The organism is Motilimonas pumila (assembly GCF_003596335.1).
In the GTDB taxonomy this organism is placed as follows: Bacteria; Pseudomonadota; Gammaproteobacteria; order Enterobacterales; family CBDFNC01; genus Motilimonas; species Motilimonas pumila.
This window is the reverse complement of the sequence record NZ_QZCH01000020.1, coordinates 21,520-39,435: the sequence shown is the minus strand read 5'-3', so window position 1 is coordinate 39,435 and position 17,916 is coordinate 21,520. Positions and strand designations below refer to the sequence as shown.

At 48.3% G+C, this 17,916-nt stretch carries 17 protein-coding genes; 4 read left to right on the top strand and 13 right to left on the bottom strand.

All coding sequences use genetic code 11. The features are described from left to right. Positions 1–49: 49 nt before the first annotated feature. The 3 genes from D1Z90_RS14525 to D1Z90_RS14515 are packed head-to-tail and all read right to left on the bottom strand — an operon-like array spanning position 50 to position 3,269. Positions 50–1,378: an anti-phage deoxyguanosine triphosphatase gene (locus D1Z90_RS14525; RefSeq protein ID WP_119911507.1), complete on the bottom strand. Its 1,329-nt coding sequence runs from the start codon at positions 1,376–1,378 to the stop codon at positions 50–52. Positions 1,379–1,407: 29 nt separating this feature from the next. Next, positions 1,408–2,001, bottom strand: a complete 594-nt coding sequence (yfbR, locus tag D1Z90_RS14520) for a 5'-deoxynucleotidase (RefSeq protein WP_119911506.1) — start codon at positions 1,999–2,001, stop codon at positions 1,408–1,410. Positions 2,002–2,054: 53 nt separating this feature from the next. Then, complete coding sequence (locus D1Z90_RS14515; protein ID WP_119911505.1) at positions 2,055–3,269, bottom strand: pyridoxal phosphate-dependent aminotransferase; 1,215 nt, start codon at positions 3,267–3,269, stop codon at positions 2,055–2,057. 161 nt (positions 3,270–3,430) lie between these two features. Here D1Z90_RS14515 and D1Z90_RS14510 point away from each other — a divergent pair, with 161 nt between their 5' ends. Then, the gene (locus D1Z90_RS14510; protein ID WP_119911504.1) at positions 3,431–4,357 is read left to right on the top strand and encodes a LysR family transcriptional regulator; all 927 of its coding nucleotides are present in this window, start codon (positions 3,431–3,433) and stop codon (positions 4,355–4,357) included. A 44-nt stretch (positions 4,358–4,401) separates the two neighbouring features. Here the strand turns inward: D1Z90_RS14510 and D1Z90_RS14505 are convergent, their stop codons facing one another. Next, positions 4,402–5,490, bottom strand: coding sequence for a sensor histidine kinase (locus D1Z90_RS14505; RefSeq protein ID WP_119911503.1), 1,089 nt, complete (start codon positions 5,488–5,490; stop codon positions 4,402–4,404). A gap of 285 nt (positions 5,491–5,775) precedes the next feature. Between D1Z90_RS14505 and D1Z90_RS14500 the strand changes: the two genes are divergently transcribed. Continuing rightward, positions 5,776–6,525, top strand: a complete 750-nt coding sequence (locus D1Z90_RS14500; protein WP_119911502.1) for a hypothetical protein — start codon at positions 5,776–5,778, stop codon at positions 6,523–6,525. Positions 6,526–6,589: 64 nt separating this feature from the next. On the opposite strand, the gene D1Z90_RS14495 is transcribed toward D1Z90_RS14500, so the two are convergent. The 4 genes from D1Z90_RS14495 to D1Z90_RS14480 form a co-directional block, all read right to left on the bottom strand. Beyond that, positions 6,590–6,787 (bottom strand): YaeP family protein, encoded by a 198-nt coding sequence (locus D1Z90_RS14495; RefSeq protein ID WP_119911501.1) that lies wholly within the window; start codon positions 6,785–6,787, stop codon positions 6,590–6,592. Positions 6,788–6,909: 122 nt separating this feature from the next. Then, a complete protein-coding gene (locus D1Z90_RS14490; RefSeq protein WP_119911500.1) occupies positions 6,910–7,347 on the bottom strand; it encodes a universal stress protein in 438 nt (145 codons plus the stop codon). A gap of 1 nt (position 7,348) precedes the next feature. After that, on the bottom strand, positions 7,349–9,937 hold the full coding sequence (locus D1Z90_RS14485; protein ID WP_119911499.1) for a TRAP transporter permease: 2,589 nt from the start codon (positions 9,935–9,937) through the stop codon (positions 7,349–7,351). A 98-nt stretch (positions 9,938–10,035) separates the two neighbouring features. After that, the gene (locus D1Z90_RS14480; protein WP_119911498.1) at positions 10,036–11,013 is read right to left on the bottom strand and encodes a TAXI family TRAP transporter solute-binding subunit; all 978 of its coding nucleotides are present in this window, start codon (positions 11,011–11,013) and stop codon (positions 10,036–10,038) included. A 381-nt stretch (positions 11,014–11,394) separates the two neighbouring features. Here D1Z90_RS14480 and ylqF point away from each other — a divergent pair, with 381 nt between their 5' ends. After that, positions 11,395–12,315, top strand: a complete 921-nt coding sequence (ylqF, locus tag D1Z90_RS14475; RefSeq protein ID WP_119911497.1) for a ribosome biogenesis GTPase YlqF — start codon at positions 11,395–11,397, stop codon at positions 12,313–12,315. Between the two features lie 186 nt (positions 12,316–12,501). Here ylqF and D1Z90_RS14470 read toward each other — a convergent pair whose 3' ends face one another. Genes D1Z90_RS14470 through D1Z90_RS14450 form a run of 5 tightly spaced genes read right to left on the bottom strand, consistent with a single transcriptional unit; the run spans position 12,502 to position 16,639 of the window. After that, positions 12,502–13,455: a 5-oxoprolinase subunit C family protein gene (locus D1Z90_RS14470; protein WP_119911496.1), complete on the bottom strand. Its 954-nt coding sequence runs from the start codon at positions 13,453–13,455 to the stop codon at positions 12,502–12,504. Next, the gene (gene pxpB / locus D1Z90_RS14465; protein WP_158587148.1) at positions 13,445–14,128 is read right to left on the bottom strand and encodes a 5-oxoprolinase subunit PxpB; all 684 of its coding nucleotides are present in this window, start codon (positions 14,126–14,128) and stop codon (positions 13,445–13,447) included. Before pxpB ends, D1Z90_RS14470 begins: the two co-directional genes overlap by 11 nt. A gap of 40 nt (positions 14,129–14,168) precedes the next feature. After that, a complete protein-coding gene (locus tag D1Z90_RS14460; protein ID WP_119911494.1) occupies positions 14,169–14,912 on the bottom strand; it encodes a 5-oxoprolinase subunit PxpA in 744 nt (247 codons plus the stop codon). Positions 14,913–14,947: 35 nt separating this feature from the next. Continuing rightward, on the bottom strand, positions 14,948–15,889 hold the full coding sequence (locus tag D1Z90_RS14455; RefSeq protein ID WP_119911493.1) for a LysR family transcriptional regulator: 942 nt from the start codon (positions 15,887–15,889) through the stop codon (positions 14,948–14,950). Positions 15,890–15,904: 15 nt separating this feature from the next. Next, entirely contained in the window at positions 15,905–16,639 is a 735-nt protein-coding gene (locus tag D1Z90_RS14450) for a YciK family oxidoreductase (protein ID WP_119911548.1), read from the bottom strand. A gap of 109 nt (positions 16,640–16,748) precedes the next feature. Between D1Z90_RS14450 and sohB the strand changes: the two genes are divergently transcribed. After that, positions 16,749–17,813: a protease SohB gene (gene sohB, locus D1Z90_RS14445; RefSeq protein ID WP_119911492.1), complete on the top strand. Its 1,065-nt coding sequence runs from the start codon at positions 16,749–16,751 to the stop codon at positions 17,811–17,813. Positions 17,814–17,916: the final 103 nt, after the last annotated feature.

The following is a 17,916-nucleotide window of genomic DNA, read 5'->3' as shown; positions in this document are numbered from 1 at the left end:
ATATAAAGCGGCAAAGGCCAAGGCACCGGTAGCAAGGCATAATCCATTGTTAACTATTAAATAATTGATTATGCAGTCGCACTGCGTGACCGTCTGTCATCCCAGAGATGTAATCTGTGATGATACGATTACCAGTATGGCCTGCGGCGGTGCGCTTTAACCAACGGGTTTTGGTATCGTTGGGTAACAAACGCTCTGGGTCGGCAGCAAAGGCCTCAAACAGCTCCATGATGATCTGTTGGCCTTTGTACTCGTGGATTTGCAAGTTGGTCTGCAGGATCACAAAGTGCAAGACAAACTGTTTTAATATAGTGAGCACTTGCTCCATGGCAGGCGTCAACCTCGCATTGTATTTCAATAATGGGTCGTGAAAGTCCGTCTCTACCGTGCCTAATTTTACTGAGGTGATCAAGGCATTGACCATTGCGCCAATGGCATCTTTTCGTTGGTAGTGTTGATCTGAAAAAAGCTGCTCAGTTAAATCTGGGATCACCTTAGCCAGCCAAAAGCCGTCAATGTCGACTAACTTACTGGCCACTTCTTCTTGCCATTGCTTTTTAGTGACTAGCCCCATTGTAATGGCGTCTTCTAAATCATGAATACCATAGGCAATGTCATCCGCCAACTCCATGATGGAACAATCGAGTGACTTGTGCAGCGTCTTGAGGTGGCTATTGGGGTTGGGCTGGTAAACTTGCGTAAAGTGCGCTTTATCCTGCTCGTCCAGCGGCGCCAATAACCATGTGAGTACGTCATCGTCATCGTCGTAGATGCCTTTTGCCGGGCTCCATTCGCTGGCTTTTAATTGCCGAAACGATGGTGTGGTATCAACTTGCTTTTTCACCATGGTGAGCTGGCTTAATTTGGCAGGGTATTTCAGTAACCCTAACAAGGTGCGCCGGGTTAAGTTCATGCCATGGTCTGGGGTATAAGGCTCAAGCTTGGTAACTATGCGCAGGGTTTGGCCGTTACCTTCAAAGCCACCGTGTTGGCGCATCATATAATTGAGCGCGACTTCGCCGCCGTGACCATAAGGAGGATGCCCAATGTCATGGCTCAAGCAAATTGCTTCGATAAGGCTGTTTGAAGGCAGTAAGTGCGCCAGTTGGCCTTGCTTTTGTTTGAGCTGAGCCACAATGCCACTGCCAATTTGGGCGGCTTCCAACGAGTGAGTTAACCGGGTGCGGTAGAAATCATTCACGCCGGTACTCACCACTTGGGTCTTAGCTTGTAAACGGCGAAATGCGGCACTGTGAAGAATTCTAGCGCGGTCGCGTTGAAACGGGCTGCGATGGTCTGACTGGCGCTTTTTACCGCTTTCATCTCCTTGGCGAACTAACCAGGCTGAAGAGATATCTATCTGGGATTGTTGGCTCATGGCGTTCCTTGTGTATAAACCGTTAGGCGTTAATCTGGGTCTTCTTCGCTGATTTCATCTAGGGTTAATTCAAAACTGGGTAAAAACGTGTCGATAAAGACTTGCAGCTCGGGGCTCATGCGTTTGTTTAGCTGTTTCTTAAGGCGCTTTTTGGCTCTTGAAAACTCTTGGTTTCCGGCAGCTAACTCATCCAAACATTTGATGTAGGCGCACAAGGTATCTGCGTCTTTAACCACGGCCTTATAGACAGGGTCGAGTTGTTCACTGTCAATTAAGGGGGCAAACTCTTGTTGCAGATCGGCCGGCAGCATGGCGATAAGTTTACCCTCTGCGTAGCTTTCAATCTTTTTGTATTCTTTGGCAATTTCTGGGTTGAAATACTTTACTGGGGTGGGTAAATCTCCCGTGATGACTTCGCTGGCATCATGGTATAACGCCATAGTGGCGGCTTTGTTTGGATCGAGTTGGCCGTCAAAGCGCTTATTTTTTATCACCGCCAGCATGTGTGCCACCATGGCGACTTGATGGCTGTGCTCGGCAATATTCTCGGCGTCTACGTTGCGCATTAAGGGCCAACGGTGGATAAACTTCATCCGAATCAAGTGGGCTAAAAAATGGCTCATGAACCTTGTCTTCCTCCATCAGTGACCCGATAATCGCAAATGTATTCAGGGAATTATTGTCTGTAACCGTCTAAAAAGTTGGCCATGCGGCCAATGGCTGTTTCGAGATCCAACACGTTAGGTAAAAACACCAACCTAAAATGATCGGGCTGAGGCCAGTTAAAGCCAGTGCCTTGCACCAGCAACATTTTCTCTTGTAATAATAGGTCCAATGCAAGCTGTTGATCATCTTTGATATTAAACTTCTTTTGATCCAGTTTAGGGAATAGATACAAGGCCCCTTTAGGCTTAACGCAAGACACGCCAGGAATGTCGTTCAACAAACGCCAAGATAGCTCTCGTTGTTCATACAAACGGCCGCCAGGGCGAATAAGTTCATTGATACTTTGGTAGCCGCCTAGCGCAGTTTGCACTGCGTGTTGCATAGGCACGTTGGCGCATAAACGCATCGACGCTAACATTTCTAGACCGCTGATATAGTCGGTGGCTTGGGCTTTTGCACCGCTTATCATCATCCAGCCGACACGAAAACCACAAACCCGGTAGGATTTAGACAAGCCATTGAACGTCACCACCAACACATCATCTGCCAAGGTACACAAAGGCACATGCTCAGCGTCGTCATAAATGATTTTGGAATAAATTTCATCGGCAAAAATAATCAGCCCGTGCTGGCGTGCCAGCTCGACAATTTGCATCAATAGTTCACGGCTGTAGACTGCGCCTGTGGGGTTGTTGGGGTTGATTAACACTATGCCTTTAGTAGCAGGGCTGATTTTCGATTTAATGTCTTCGATGTCTGGAAACCAATCCGCGGCTTCGTCGCAAATATAATGCACCGCTTGGCCGCCAGATAAATTCACTGCCGCTGTCCATAAAGGATAGTCAGGCGCAGGTACCAACATTTGATCGCCATTATTTAGCAAGGCTTGCATCGCCATCACAATCAATTCACTGACGCCGTTGCCGATATACACGTCTTCTGTGTCCACGTCGCGCATGCCAAATTGTTGGTAATGTTGTACCACGGCTTTACGCGCTGAAAATAATCCTTTGGAGTCACAGTAACCTTGGCTTTGCGGCAAATTTTGCAGCACGTCCATGACGATTTCATCGGGGGCTTCAAAACCAAACGGGGCAGGGTTACCTATGTTGAGCTTTAAGATGGTTTGACCTTCATCTTCAAGCCGTTTGGCGTGCTTAAGAACGGGACCACGAATGTCATAACAAACGTCGTCCAATTTGTGAGATTTTTTGATAGGTAACATGCTCAGTGTCTACTCGGCTGAAGGTGATTCAATACAATCAAACTACCTGATATTAAACAGATAAGAAACGCTTTTACGGTAATAAAAAGCTGGTTTAATTCAGGTTATCGCATTATCATGAATTTCGTTCACTTAAATTTAACATTTATTGGGTTTTCTTAATGATTGAGATAAAACATTTAAACACTTTGGTGGCTTTACGCAGTACCGGTTCATTGGTGGAAGCCGCCCAGCGCTTGTTTTTGACTCAATCGGCTTTGTCTCATCAATTAAAAGATTTAGAAGAAAAGCTCGGCACCAGCTTGTTCGTACGTAAAACACGGCCTGTTCGGTTCACTGTTGCCGGACAAAGGCTGCTCGATTTGGCCGATGATATCTTTCCTAGCATCGCCAGCGCAGAGCGCGATATCAGTCGCCTGAACTCTGGAGAAGCAGGACGTTTGCACATGGCCATAGAGTGCCACTCGTGTTTTCAATGGTTAATGCCGGCAATCGATAAGTTTCGTGACAGTTGGCCGGAAGTGGAGCTCGACTTAAGTAGCGGCTTTAGTTTTGCGCCTTTACCTGCGTTAGCGCGAGGCTCATTGGACTTGGTGGTGACTTCCGACCCCGTGACGATGGCCGGCATCAGCTATATTCCTTTATTCAGTTATCAGCCTATGTTGGCGGTCAGCCGCCATCATAGGTTTGCCAAAATGCCTTATATTCAAGCTCAAGACTTGGCCGAGGAAGTGTTGATCACGTATCCGGTTGAAAATGATCGTTTGGACATTTTTAACTTGTTCTTAGAGCCTGCAGACGTGCAACCGGCGCAGATCAGGCACGCTGAGATGACGGTCATGATGTTACAGCTAGTGGCCAGCGGGCGCGGTGTTGCGGCATTGCCAAATTGGGCTTTGACCGAGTATCTAGAGCGAGATTACGTGATGGCGAAACACTTGGGCGAAAAAGGCATTTGGAATACGCTTTACGCCGCGGTGCGGACTGAGCAAAAAGACTTGCCCTTCATGGCTGATTTTTTAACCACAGCAACCAGCTCAAGCTTTGAACATTTGAAAGGCATTAAGGCCGTGCGTCAGAGCGACTAGTTACACCTTAACCAAGTAACACGCGTGACGGATAAAGCGGCAAACTATGCCGCTTTATTGGTTAGGCTGACGTTAGAGGTGATCAAGGGAATATGTACCTGAGAAGTGACCCCACCGTCTTCATTTTCGAAAATTAACAACTTGCCTTCGCTGTTAAACAAACTGTTAAGCCGGTTGCGAATGTTGTTAAGGGCAATGCCGTTGCCTTTTGTTGGGCTAGAAGCAAAACCAATGCCGTCGTCGGCGATTGACACCACTAATTGGCCGCCTTGCTCAGTAAATTGAATACTGATTTTACCGCCTTCGGTTCGTGGGCCTATGCCATGTTTAATCGCATTTTCAACTAAGGGCTGCAGTAAGAGTGGGGGAATGCGGCAGCCGTCTGGTAAGGTATTGTCGACTTCTAACTTAAATGTTAATCGCTCACCCAAACGAATTTGCTGAATTGACAGGTAGGAGCGAATAAAACTGACTTCATCTGCGATGGCGATAGAGTCTTGTCGCGTTTTAGTCAGGCTTTGTCTTAACAAGTCGGTCAGGTTAGACAGCAGTTTACTGGCGACGTCAGGGTTATGAAATATCATTGCCTGAATGTTGGCCAAGGTGTTAAACAAAAAGTGCGGTTCAATTTGGCTTTGTAGCATTTTTAGCTGGCTCTCAACCAAGGCTTTTTCGTGCCGGGTTTTTTGTAACAGGGTCTCGTTTAGCTTGTTTTGGATCATGACGGTTTTGTCACGGGTATAGAAAAAGAAGGTGACCACCAAGCCCACAGAAAATGAGATGATCAGGGCTTTTTTCATTCTCTCAGCAAACTCTGGTGACAGGTCCGTGTCATAATAAATCAAAATGAAATACGTCAGTAAGGCACCAAGTGGCATGCCGATCCCCGCAATCGTGAAGGTCTTCTTCTTTTGGCGCATTTTCGGGTAAGCGTGATCCATATAAATTGCCACTGCGATACAGCTCATGCCAAAGGCGTGAGAGATCCAAGCCGCACGCGCAAAATTGGTGCTTAGTTCGGTAACGTATAATATAATTGCTATAGCAAAACTAACTAAACTGGACACAACAAGGTCAACTAACACGCCTTTGCTGCGCAGTTTTTGGGTGTGGGGATCGAGTCTGAATGACATTTACAACGTGCTCACTAAGTTAGTTTTCGAAAATCGATGACGTGAAATGGTATTTAATTATTCAAAAGCGGCTTGAATAATAGCAAGCTTATCAATAAAGCTACAGCTAATTATCACATTAAAATCAATTATTTTTTGCCGTATAATCAGGATCACACCGAAGCTACAATAGTGTTAAGTCGGTTGTGGTTTGAATCACACTCTCGGTAAAAAAACTATAGTCCCACGCGAGGCTCTGGCACTATTAAGGCTAGCAATAAGTCGAAAGGAAACGACAATAACGAAATGAAATTTGTGAGGCTTTATCTTCTAGTATTGTTGTCTTTGATGGTGGCGCCGGCTTCGGCTTCATTTTATCAATGTGATTTTGGAGATAAGGTAGTTTATTCGAGTCAACCTTGTGACCTGGATGTTGCCGACCCTTCTTATGAAAAAGACCGCAAAAAAAGCAAAGATAGAAAAGACATAAACAAAGAGTTTTTAGTCGTCACCCCCTTTCCAGGCTGGGGCAAGTGGCAAAAGATTAAAGACGAGCGCCTTGGCACCTTCAGAGAAATAGAACATATTCCAGAGGGGCAAGGACAGTTTAATTATTCTGATTTGCTCAATGAACAATGGTTAACCGCGTTGCCTAAAAGCATGCCCGCAAAACGCTTTGCCCACTCTCTCAAAGACATTGTTAACAGTGTGTGCGACGGCTCAGTGAATGAGCCTGTATTTGCTACCATGGAGCGTGATATTAACGTCGCCTACGGCAAGTACTATTGTGGCCGCCGACGAGGCACAGAGCAGGGCGTAGTGGCGTATTTTAAAGCAATACGCGGCAAAGACGCGATTTACCTGGTGACCCGAGAGTGGCGAGTTGAGCCATTTGACGTCATGGCGATATCCATTGACCGTTTAAAACAAGATATTTTTCCATCGAAGCAGGCGCTCAGACAATTTGAGCGAGAAGCCAATGCGACGGAAAAGTATTTGAAATGGAATGTATTTATTTGTCCGGTAGGGGATTTCAGCAAAAGCTGTCGTGGCTGATCACCGGTTAATCATGGTGCTTTATTCGATTAAAACAGGCGAGCATGGGCTCGCCTGTCTTGTATTAGTCTTCATGATCGCTTAAGTGTAAATTAGCAGCGGCAAAGGCGGCCTTATTTCTTACCGCCTGCGGCAAGCTTTCATCATTGGCGATATCATCAAGTGTCGTGATGGCGCATTTAATCGACTTAGCAACGTAGCCAATGTCACCACTGGCAATTTGGTTTACCACTTGCTTGGTTGTATTACTGATGTCTGTCATTTCGTTCCTCTCGGGCTAAAGCAAGTCTTTAGCTATCCTTTAAGTATCAAGGTTATTGTCCGCAGTGTACCCGTTGATTACGCCAGTACTCGGTTTCGTAGCCTAAGTACTGGCTTACGCCATTATTCGCTAGGTTTTATCACCATCACGCTCATTGGCGCGCGATCAACCACTCTGGCGGCCACTGAGCCTAACATTACTTTATCTAAACGTGAGCGTTTATGACTTGGAATAACAATTAAGTCTGCTTGGCAACTTTTTGCGCAGCGTACTATCTCTTTCGACGGTTTGCCTTGCTCGACGTGGATGACCACGTCGATGTCACCTTTTATGTGCTGATGTGCAAAGTGCTCAAGTTGCTTACGGCTGTCCTTGGCAATTTCTTTCACCACGCTTTCCGGAAAGTAAGACGCGACCATCGGCATATTAACCCCAGGGATCACCGTTACTAAGTTGAGCGTTGCTTTGCTTAATGTTGCTAAAGTGACCGCTTGCTTGACGGCTTCAGCCGAAAAGCTGGAGTCGTTTAAGTCAATCGGAACGAGAATATTTTGGTACATACTAGGCCTTAGCTGGAGTAGGAGTAGGGCGGCGCATAAATTGCAGTTTTGCTAGCAGTGCTAGCAGCAATAATGCAGGTATAAACATCCACTGTTTAGCCGGGCGTTCAGCGGGTTTTTCTATGGCTTCAATGGTCCAATCAAAGTCAATGCCTTCACGCTGGGCAGGACTATCAAAGCCAACCATATCCACCACCATTTTGCCATCGTCATTGCGCAGCTCTAAGCCGGTGCTAAACAGTCGGTCTTGACCGCTCTGCGCGTCTTCAGCAAATGGCAAACGCACGATTTTGGTGATGAAATCGCCATCAATGGTTTCGCCGGAAACTTTCAGTTGCAATGGCTCACCAATCGGTAACTCTGCCATCACTTGTTCAATCTCTGTTGCCGCCACTTCTGTCGAAGGCGGATAGATTTCATCCCAGAAAAAGCCAGGTCTGAACAAGGTGAACGCAATCAGTAATAGACCAAGGGTTTCCCACCATTTCGACTTTACAAACCAAAAGCCTTGAGTCGCCGCTGAAAAGACCAACATGGCGGTCACCGCACTAAAGATGGTTAACGCCAGTTGCCATGCCGAGTCGACGCCTATTAGTAGCAGTTGGGTGTTAAAGATAAACATAAAGGGCAAAATCGCGGTACGAATGTCATAGGTAAAACCTTGAATACCGGTCTTGATGGGATCTGACTTGGCAATGGCGGCTGCGGCAAACGCTGCGAGACCAACGGGCGGCGTATCATCTGCCAAAATGCCAAAGTAAAACACAAATAAATGCACCGCAATCAAAGGCACGATCAAGCCCGCGTTAGCGCCCAAGGTAACTATCACCGGTGCCATCAAGGTTGAGACCACAATGTAGTTAGCCGTGGTGGGTAAACCCATGCCCAAGATTAAGCTGATGATGGCGGTAAACAGTAATATTAAGAAGATATTACCGCCGGAGATAAACTCCACAAACTCGGTCATCACTAGGCCAATGCCGGTTAAGGTCACTGTGCCCACCACAATACCTGCCGCAGCGGTCGCTACGCCTATGCCTATCATATTGCGAGAGCCCGTTACCAAACCGTCAAACAAGTCGATAAAGCCCTGTCGAGCAGCAGCTGCAGGCGCTTCGCTTTGGCGAAAAACGGCTTTTAGTGGCTTATGGGTAATGACGATAAACATCATAAACAGGGTCGCCCAAAAAGCCGATAAGCCTGGAGAGAAACGCTCTACGGTTAAACACCAAACCAACACCACGATTGGCAAGAGGAAATACAAACCGGATTTTAACGTTGGGCCGGGCTCGGGCAGCACGACCACGTCTTGGTTTGGATCATCGATTTCAAGCTCAGGGTAACCCGATGAAAACTTGACCAAGCCAACGTATGCCAATAAAGACACGATGGCTATCATCCAAGTTGCCGCATCACCAAAGGCTTGTTTGGTCCAGCCAATGCCATAATAAATGATGGCGCTCAGTACCAGTAGGCCTACAAACACTGTCATAAAGCTAAAGATGCTTTGACTGATGGTGGGTTTGTGGCGACGCTCTAAGCCTTGCATGCCCGCTTTTAGGGCTTCAAGGTGAACGATGTATATCAAGGCAATATAAGAAATCAGCGCGGGTAATAACGCATGTTTGATGACTTCAACATACGAAATGCCAACGTATTCCACCATTAAAAAGGCCGCCGCACCCATGATAGGTGGCGTTAACTGACCATTGGTAGACGCTGCGACTTCAACCGCACCGGCTTTTGTGCCGGGAAAGCCGACACGCTTCATCAGTGGAATGGTGAACGTACCTGTGGTTACTACGTTTGCGATGGATGAACCAGAAACTAAGCCACTCAAGCCCGATGCTACCACTGCCGCTTTGGCCGGGCCGCCGCGCATGTGGCCAAGCATAGAAAAAGCGACCTTAATGAAGTAGTTACCTGCGCCGGCTTTATCTAACAAAGAGCCAAAAAGCACAAACAAGAATACAAACGAAGTTGAAACGCCAAGCGCAACGCCAAAGACCCCCTCGGTAGTAAGCCACTGGTGTGAAATCAGCTTGTTTAAGCTGGCGCCTTTATGGGCAATGATGTCTGGCATATGGGGGCCAGCGAGCGCGTAAGTGAGAAAGACCGCCGCAACTATCATTAGCGGTGGACCTAAGGCGCGTCGTGTGGCTTCTAGCAAGAGTAAAATTCCAGCCACTCCTGCGCACACGTCTAACGTGGTCGGTGCGCCTGAGCGGTTGGCGATTTGTTCATAAAAAATCAAAATGTAGGAAGCACAAAACGCGCCGACCAAGGCAAACAGCCAATCTTGCACCGGCACCTTGTCTTTGGGCGACCGTTGCAGCGCAGGATAGGCGGTGAACGCAAGAAAAATGGCGAATGCTAAGTGAATCGAACGGGCTTCGGTGTCGTTAAGTACACCAAAGTTAAGCATAAAGGGTAGCGGTGATGCGTACCAAAGCTGGAACAAAGCCCACAGAAAAGGCACAAGTATCAGGATCTTGCCAGCGGGGCCAACAGGTTGCCTCGCGCCGGTGTCTGACTGCGCTAACATTTCCTGCAGCTCTTGATCCGTATCTTGTTTAAAGGATTTTGCCATTGCTGCCTCCATGGCGAAATAGGGGTCTTATAAGAATAATCGAATGAAAAAAAGAGGAGCATAAGCTCCCCTTAGATGATTATAGAAAAGCTGGAGCTCTACTTCAGTAGGCCTGCTTCGTTATAGTACTTTTTAGCGCCGTCGTGCAATGGCGCAGAAAGTGAGTCTTGCACCATTTGCTCTTTTTCTAAGTTTGCAAACGCAGGGTGAAGACGTTTGAACTGGCTGAAGTTTTCAAATACTGCTTTCACCACTTCGTAAACCACTTTCTCTGACGTATTGGTAGAGCTTACAAACGTTGCACCTACACCAAAAGTTTTAGTGTCTTGCTCGCTGCCTTGGTACATGCCACCTGGAATCGCCACTTGACGGTAGTAAGGTTTGCCTTCTACTAGCTTGTCAATCTCTGCGCCAGATACGTTAACCAGAACGGTTTCACATGACGTGGTCGCTTCTTTGATTGAGCCATTTGGGTGACCGACCACGTAAACGATGGCGTCTACTTTGTTGTCACATAAAGCTTGTGATTGCTCAGCAGGCTTTAGCTCAGAAGCTAAAGAGAAGTCTTTATTAGTCCAGCCGTATGCCGCCATTACTAATTCCATCGTGCTGCGTTGGCCTGAGCCTGGGTTACCCACGTTTACACGCTTACCTTTTAGGTCAGCAAAGTTTTTAATGTTAGCGTCTTTGCGTGCAACCACAGTGAACGGTTCTGCGTGTACTGAAAATACAGAGCGTAGGTCTTTGTAAGCTCCCGCTTTTTCAAACTGCTTTTCACCGTTGTATGAGTAGTATTGAGTGTCGGACTGGGCGACACCCATGTCCAATTCACCCGCGCGAATAGTATTTAAGTTGTAAACAGAGCCACCGGTACTTTCTACTGAACAGCGAATGCCGTGCTCTTTTTTGCCCTTGTTAACCAAGCGACAAATCGCGCCACCGGTTGGGTAGTAAACCCCTGTCACGCCACCCGTACCAATGCTGATAAATTCTTGCGCACTGGCGCTAGGCATGCTTAAACCAAGAGAAAGGCCTGTAGCTGCAAGGGCGAGAGACAGTTTCTTTTTAATGGACATGTTGAGGGTTCCTTTTCAAATATTGTTGCGTAGGGTTGTCGGTTGCGAAAATGATGCCGCCTGGCAATGATTATAGAATTAGATTGAAAGATTCGCTAACCGTAGGAAAGTTAAATAAATAATCTAAATACCTCCTAGGTTCATTGCAACTGTAAAGACGAGTTTCGTGAGCTAGCTTATAAAAACGAGGAAAGGCTTAATACTGATAAATATTGTGGTTTTGGTAAATAATGGCAGAGCCATATGCCATTTGTTGCGTACTATTTGGGTGATTATTCGACGAATAGCTTGATGCCACAAAGGGAAAAGATCACGGGTTTTACTGTACTTATTTTCTAGTCTGGTTAGACTGGCGCGCAATCTTAATGAAGGAGGTAAGCCATGGCGGTTCATTGGTACCCAGGGCACATGCATAAGGCGCAGCGGGAAATGCGCGAAGCAATGCCAAATATTGATCTTATCATTGAAGTAATCGATGCGAGGATCCCTTACAGCAGTGAAAACCCTCTGATTGCCGACGTGCGCGGTAATAAACCTTACATTAAAATTCTCAATAAGTCTGACTTGGCCGATCCGGCGATCACTCAGCAGTGGCTTGATTATTATAATCAACAAGATAACGTGACGGCCGTGGCGTTAACCACCCAAGAGCCAGAGCAGGTAAAAGGCATTTTGGACTTATGCCGCCAGGCGTTGCCAGAAAAAGAGCAAAGCCTTTCCAATATTCGCGCCATGATCATGGGGATCCCGAACGTAGGGAAATCAACCACTATCAATATTCTGGCGGGACGCATTATCGCGAAAACCGGTAACGAGCCAGCGGTCACGAAGGCGCAGCAGCGCATCAATCTAAAAAATGGCATCGTGCTGCATGACACCCCAGGAATTTTATGGCCCAAGGTTGAAAACGATAATTCAAGTTATCGTTTGGCGACAACCGGCGCCATCAAAGACACCGCCATGGAATACGAAGACGTGGCATTTTACGCCGCAGAATATTTGATTCAAGCCTATCCAGATTTACTGAAGCAGCGTTATCAACTGGATGAAGTGCCTGCCACGGAAATTGAGTTGCTTGAGGCAATCGCTAACAAACGTGGAGCCAAGCGAGCGGGTGGGCGCGCCGACCTTCACAAAGTGTCTGAGATTTTATTGCACGAAGTGCGCTCGGCAGCCCTTGGCCGCATCAGCATGGAAACGCCGGCAATGATTGAAGAAGAAATGGTTGAGGTAGAAGCTAAAATGGCGCTGCGGGCAGAGAAAAAGCAAAACCAAAAGAAGAAGAAAAAACGCCGCCGTTAACCTCTAAGCCTACTCCACCAAGTATCGCGGTCTATCTCAGGTCGCGATAACCTCAGTTCATACCGGTTTGCCCGCTGCCTTTACACGGACCTTTTTGTTGGAGCATTCTTACCCAGTTTTCACCGTGGTATTTAGCTCGCGTGCTTAGCCTTTGCGCCAATAGATTGCACTGGCGCGAATAACCGATCAAAAAGGCAATTCAAAAAAGCGATACACTTGCTGCAAGGACTGGCGCGCCGCTGCGATGTCTGTCAATGCAAATTGCACCGTGTCTTGCGGCCTTAATTGAGCCACTTGCCAACAGGCTTGGGTGGTGAGATTAGCGATTTTGGCGTAGCCGCCGATGGTTTGTCGGTCGTTTAATAGCGCAACGGGTTGGCCGCTTGGCGGCATCTGTATGGCCCCTAAACTCACTCCCTGGGAAACAATGCCCGCAACGCGGTGCTCTAAAGGCTCTGCTTGTAAACACAATGCCATGCGATTACTGGCGGGCAGCACGCTATATTGCTGGGCGAGAAAGTGGCGCTGCTGGGCGTGGTTAAACTGACGCCATTGCGGGCCTTTAAACACCTCCAGCGTGACGCTGTTGGCATACGCAGGTTGGTAAGCCGAAGGCACTTTTTGCTGGTTTTCTACTCGCGTCTTGTGCTGTTGGTCACGCCCGCGGCTCACAGGGGTAAAACTCAGTGTTTCTTTGGCTTTAATGGCTAAGCCTTGATTTAAGCCACCAAGCTTTTCTCGTTGCACCGTGCTGACGCTGCCAAGGGTGTGAGCGGTTGTAAAGCCGCCTTGCACCGACAAATATGCTCGCATACCTTGTTGGCATACGCCAAACCTGAGCTCGTCACCTGCTGCTAACGAATAACTGCGCCAAGCTGTGATAGGGCGGTGATTGATGCTAGCGTGCATATCTGCTCCCGTAATGGCGATAACCGTGGCCGCTGTGGCCCGAGCGCTAAATTGACCTAAGGTGATCTCTAAGCACGGTGCGTTAACCGGGTTAGCCAACAATTTGTTGGCCCAGCAAAAGGCTTTTAAATCAAACGGGCCGCCGGTGGTAATACCCACGTGCTGGTGGCCAAAGCGTCCTAGATCTTGCAAGCTCGTGTGTAACCCAGGATTGATCACCTCAAAACTCATTTATTTGGCCCCCCATTTTAATAAAGCGGGCTTGGTCGATGGGCTCAAATTGCACTTCGTCGCCCACTTGCAACAGGGATTGCCAATGTTCATCAAACAGCGGAGTGGGGCAATTGCCAATGATTTGCCAGCCGCCGGGAGAAGCATTGGGGTAAATGCCGGTCTGGTTATCGGCAATGCCCACGCTGCCTGCGGGCACTTTGCTGCGAGCTTGGCGCAGCCTTGGTGTGGCAATACTCGGGTTTACTTCGGCCAGATACGGAAAGCCTGGACTAAAACCGATGGCATACACCCGATAAACTTGCTCGCAGTGTAACTTGATAACTTGCTCAACCGAGAGTTGGTGGCTCTGGCTAAGATGGGGCAAATCTGGACCCACTTGAGCGCCATAAAACACGGGTAAGGTGATTTGGCGGTTGCTCGGCGCTGACGCGGTTTGGCCTTGTTGGCGCAGCGTATGTTCAATAGCTTGCTCGCATTGTAGCGGGTCGATTATATTGAGGCGAAAGCTCACCATCACGGTTTGGTAAGAAGGCACTATATCTAGCAAAGCCTGCTCGCCATAGGTATCACGAACCCAAGCTTTAAGCCGGTGGCAAAAGTGTTGTAACTGGGCAATGCCTGCCGCGTTAATTTCGCACTGAAAGCTGACCAACCAGGTATTTTCATTCACGGCCTGAACCTGGGTGGCGGCGTTTGAAGTCGGTGTCATCTTAGCGAGGCCAATGAGTGTTGCTCAGCAGTAATTTCAACTTAGCAATTACCGCCACAGTAGCGGGGTTATCGCCGTGCACGCATAAACTGTCGACGGGGAAGGTTAAAGCATGACCACTTTCGGTTGTTATGATGCCTTCACTGGCCAGCAATTGCGCTTGGCAGAGCATTTGCTCAGCGCTGAGTACGGCACCGGCTTGGCTGCGCGGAGTTAACTGGCCATTGTCTTGGTAACGGCGGTCAGCAAAAGCTTCAAATAACAGCGTTAGCCCACTGGTTTGCGCTAATGCTTGATGGTGTTCATGCTGGCTGCTGGCTTGGATCATTAAAGGTAACGCAGGCGTAAAAGCCGCCACGGCTTGCATCACTGTGGTTAATATGGCTTCGTCTTGCATCATGTCCAGATATAAAGCGCCGTGGGGTTTCACGTACTCTAAAGTACCCCCTTGCAGTTGACACATGCCTTGCAACGCACTGATTTGATAATGCAGGTAATGGGTCAGTTCGGCGGCAGATAGCTTCATGCTGCGGCGGCCAAAACCAAGTAAGTCGGGGTAACCGGGGTGGGCGCCAATGCTAACGTGGTGAGTTTTTGCCAAGCGAATGGTGTTGGCCATGTGCTCAGGATCACTGGCATGAAAGCCGCACGCAATATTAGCTTGGTGCACGTGAGGCATGACTTTTTCGTCATTGCCCATTTGCCATTGGCCGTAGCTTTCGCCCATGTCGCAGTTGAGTTTCATTGACGAGCCTTATTTCCTTGATTGTTGAATGGCCATTATTTACCGAGTGTAGCAGGCGTGCTTAACGGCGCGGTTGGCTGTGCCATTGCGTGATGTTGTTTAACGATATGCTCAGCGAGCGCTTTAGCGCCGGGACCAATGTGGTGTTCGTCGGGCAATACTAAGTGGGTAAAGGTGCGCCTTGATTCGCCTTGTTGCAGCGGCAAAGCCACAAAATCGCCGCTGGCAATCTCTGCTTGTATCATGTGCTCAGGCAGCCAGCAAAACCCAATGCCACGGGCAACCAATGCTTTGGCTTCGTGAAAATTACTCACTGTCCAGCGGTGTTCTGACTTTAACCAGCCGGTTGACTCGTCTGGAGATTGCGAGGTGTCTTTAATGACAATTTGCGTGGCTTGTGCCAATTCAGCCACGTTGACTTGTGCTTGCTGGCTTAAAGGGTGCGAGTGACCGGCGCAAGGTAATAGATTGACGGCCGCAAGCGGCTGACCCAATACGCCCTTTGGCAATAAGCCGGTGATGACAATGTCGGCTGTTTTTTGGGTTATGGCGTCTTTGGTACCGGTAATCACTGTGTCTAGCACTTGAATACGGCTGCCGCGGCTGGCAGGCAAAAACGCTGCCAAGGCATCATACAAGATGGCTTTTGGGTAAATGACTTCTACCGCTATGGTTATTTCAGGCTCCCAACCTTGTTCTAAGTTGGCGGCCAGTTGCTCTAATTCAATCGCGCTTTGGGTGAGCAAGCGTGAGCGCCGCAACATCACTTCACCGGCCGCGGTGAGGTAGGCTTTCCGGCCATGCACTTCTAATAACGCCACGCCCATTTGCTGCTGCAGTTTGCTGACTGCATGATTGAGGGAAGACTGGCTTTTATTTAATGCAGCGGCGGCTTTACTGTAGCCGCCATGGTCGACCACGGCTTGTAAAATGCGCCACTGCTCTAAGGTAGACTTGACCCGAGTAAGTTCCGACATCAGTAATGGCTTTGCTTACTGCGCATTAAGGCTTTGGCCATTAACGTCAGCGCTGTCGGCGCCCATCAGGTATAAGTACGTTGGCATTAAGTCAACAGCTTGCTTTAATTGCGCTGCGTCTTCAGCTGGATATGCCTTGGCACGCATATTGGTTTGGGTTGCGCCAGGGTTAATGCAGTTTGCCCGCACTTGGCTGCCCGCCAGTTCGCTGGCCAGAGTTTGCATCATGCCCTCGGTAGCAAACTTGGAAATGGCATACACACCCCAATAAGCACGGCTTTGACGACCTACGCCAGAGCTGGTAAATATAATCGCGGCTTGAGGCGATTTTTCCAGCACGGGTAACAAGGCCTTGGTCATCAGAAATTGCGCTTTCACATTAACTTGCATTACCTCGTCCCACATCTCTTCGCCAATTTGTGCGAAAGGACCTAATACACCTAAGGCACCGGCGTTGTGAACCAAGCCATCAAGCTGGCCAAATTGGCCTTCAATGGTGTCAGCCATGTCGCGATAATGCTGCTCAGTAGCACCTTTTAAGTCCATTGGGATAATCGCCGGCTGCGGCGCGCCGAGGGCTTCAATTTCATCATAAACAGCTTCCAACTTTGCCACTGTACGGCCGAGTAAGATGACGCGAGCGCCATGCTTGGCGTACGTAATGGCCGTGGTTTTGCCTATGCCAGCGCCTGCACCTGTGACTAAGATGGTTTTGCCCGCTAATAGGTCTGTTGCTGCTTGATATTCCAAGTTAAATTCTCCACCAATATTTTGCGCAAATTCTAACGCCTTCGGCCAGATTTTGCTATGCTGGCGCGCAAACTCTATCAATATGCAGACTGTGAAAAGGAGCTAACGCTTGGAATTTTTATACGAATATGGACTCTTCTTTGCAAAAGCGCTGACATTTGTCGCTGCTATTTTAGCCATCATAGTGACAGCCGTCACTTTGGCCGCAAAGCAAAAAGCGCAAGCGGGCGAGTTGGTTATCACCGATTTGTCAGAGCAACTGGACGACAACAAAAAACAATTTGAAGAGCAACTGTTGTCTGACAGTGCGTTGAAAGAAAGACAAAAAGCAGACAAAAAAGCCGCGAAAGAAAAAGCCAAAGCCGACAAACAAGCGGCTAAAGTGGCCAAACAAAATCATCAAGACTTGCCTGAAGAAACCAAGCCGCATTTATACGTGATCGACTTTAAAGGCAGTATAGATGCCAAAGAAGTTGGCGCATTGCGTCAAGAAGTGACCGCGATATTAGGCGTGGCCAAAACCACCGACGAAGTGTTAGTGCGTCTTGAAAGCGGGGGGGGCATGGTACACGGCTATGGTCTGGCGGCATCTCAGTTGCAGCGCCTGCGTGACAAACGCATTCCATTGACCGTTGCGGTGGATAAAGTCGCTGCCAGTGGTGGTTACATGATGGCGTGTGTGGCGCCGAAAATTATTGCTGCGCCATTTGCCATTCTAGGATCGATTGGCGTGTTGGCGCAGATCCCGAACTTTAATCGCTTGTTGAAAAAACACGACGTGGATTTTGAGCAAATGACAGCCGGAGAATTTAAACGTACCGTGACCATGTTTGGTGAAAACACGGAAAAGGGCAAAGAGAAGTTCCAACAAGAGTTAGAAGAAACTCATGTGCTGTTTAAGCAATTTGTTGCTGGCAACCGCCCGAAGTTAGAGATTGACCAAGTCGCTACCGGTGAGCACTGGTATGGCCAGCAGGCCATAGACCTTAATTTGATTGACCAAATTCAAACCAGCGACGACTACTTGCTAGAACAAAACAAAGACAAAAAAGTGGTCAGCGTAAAATACACGGTGAAAAAGAAGCTGGCGGATAAAATCGCCCACGGCGCGTCTATGGCGATTGAGCGCAGCGTGATGAAACTGTGGCAACAAGGGCAAATACCGTTCAAATAAAAGGTGCCTCGCTCTTCGCCATAAACAGGCTGAGGTGCCCAAGACATCAACGGGGGTAGGTTTCAAATCCCTATCCCTTCGCCACATTAAAAACAAAAAAGCC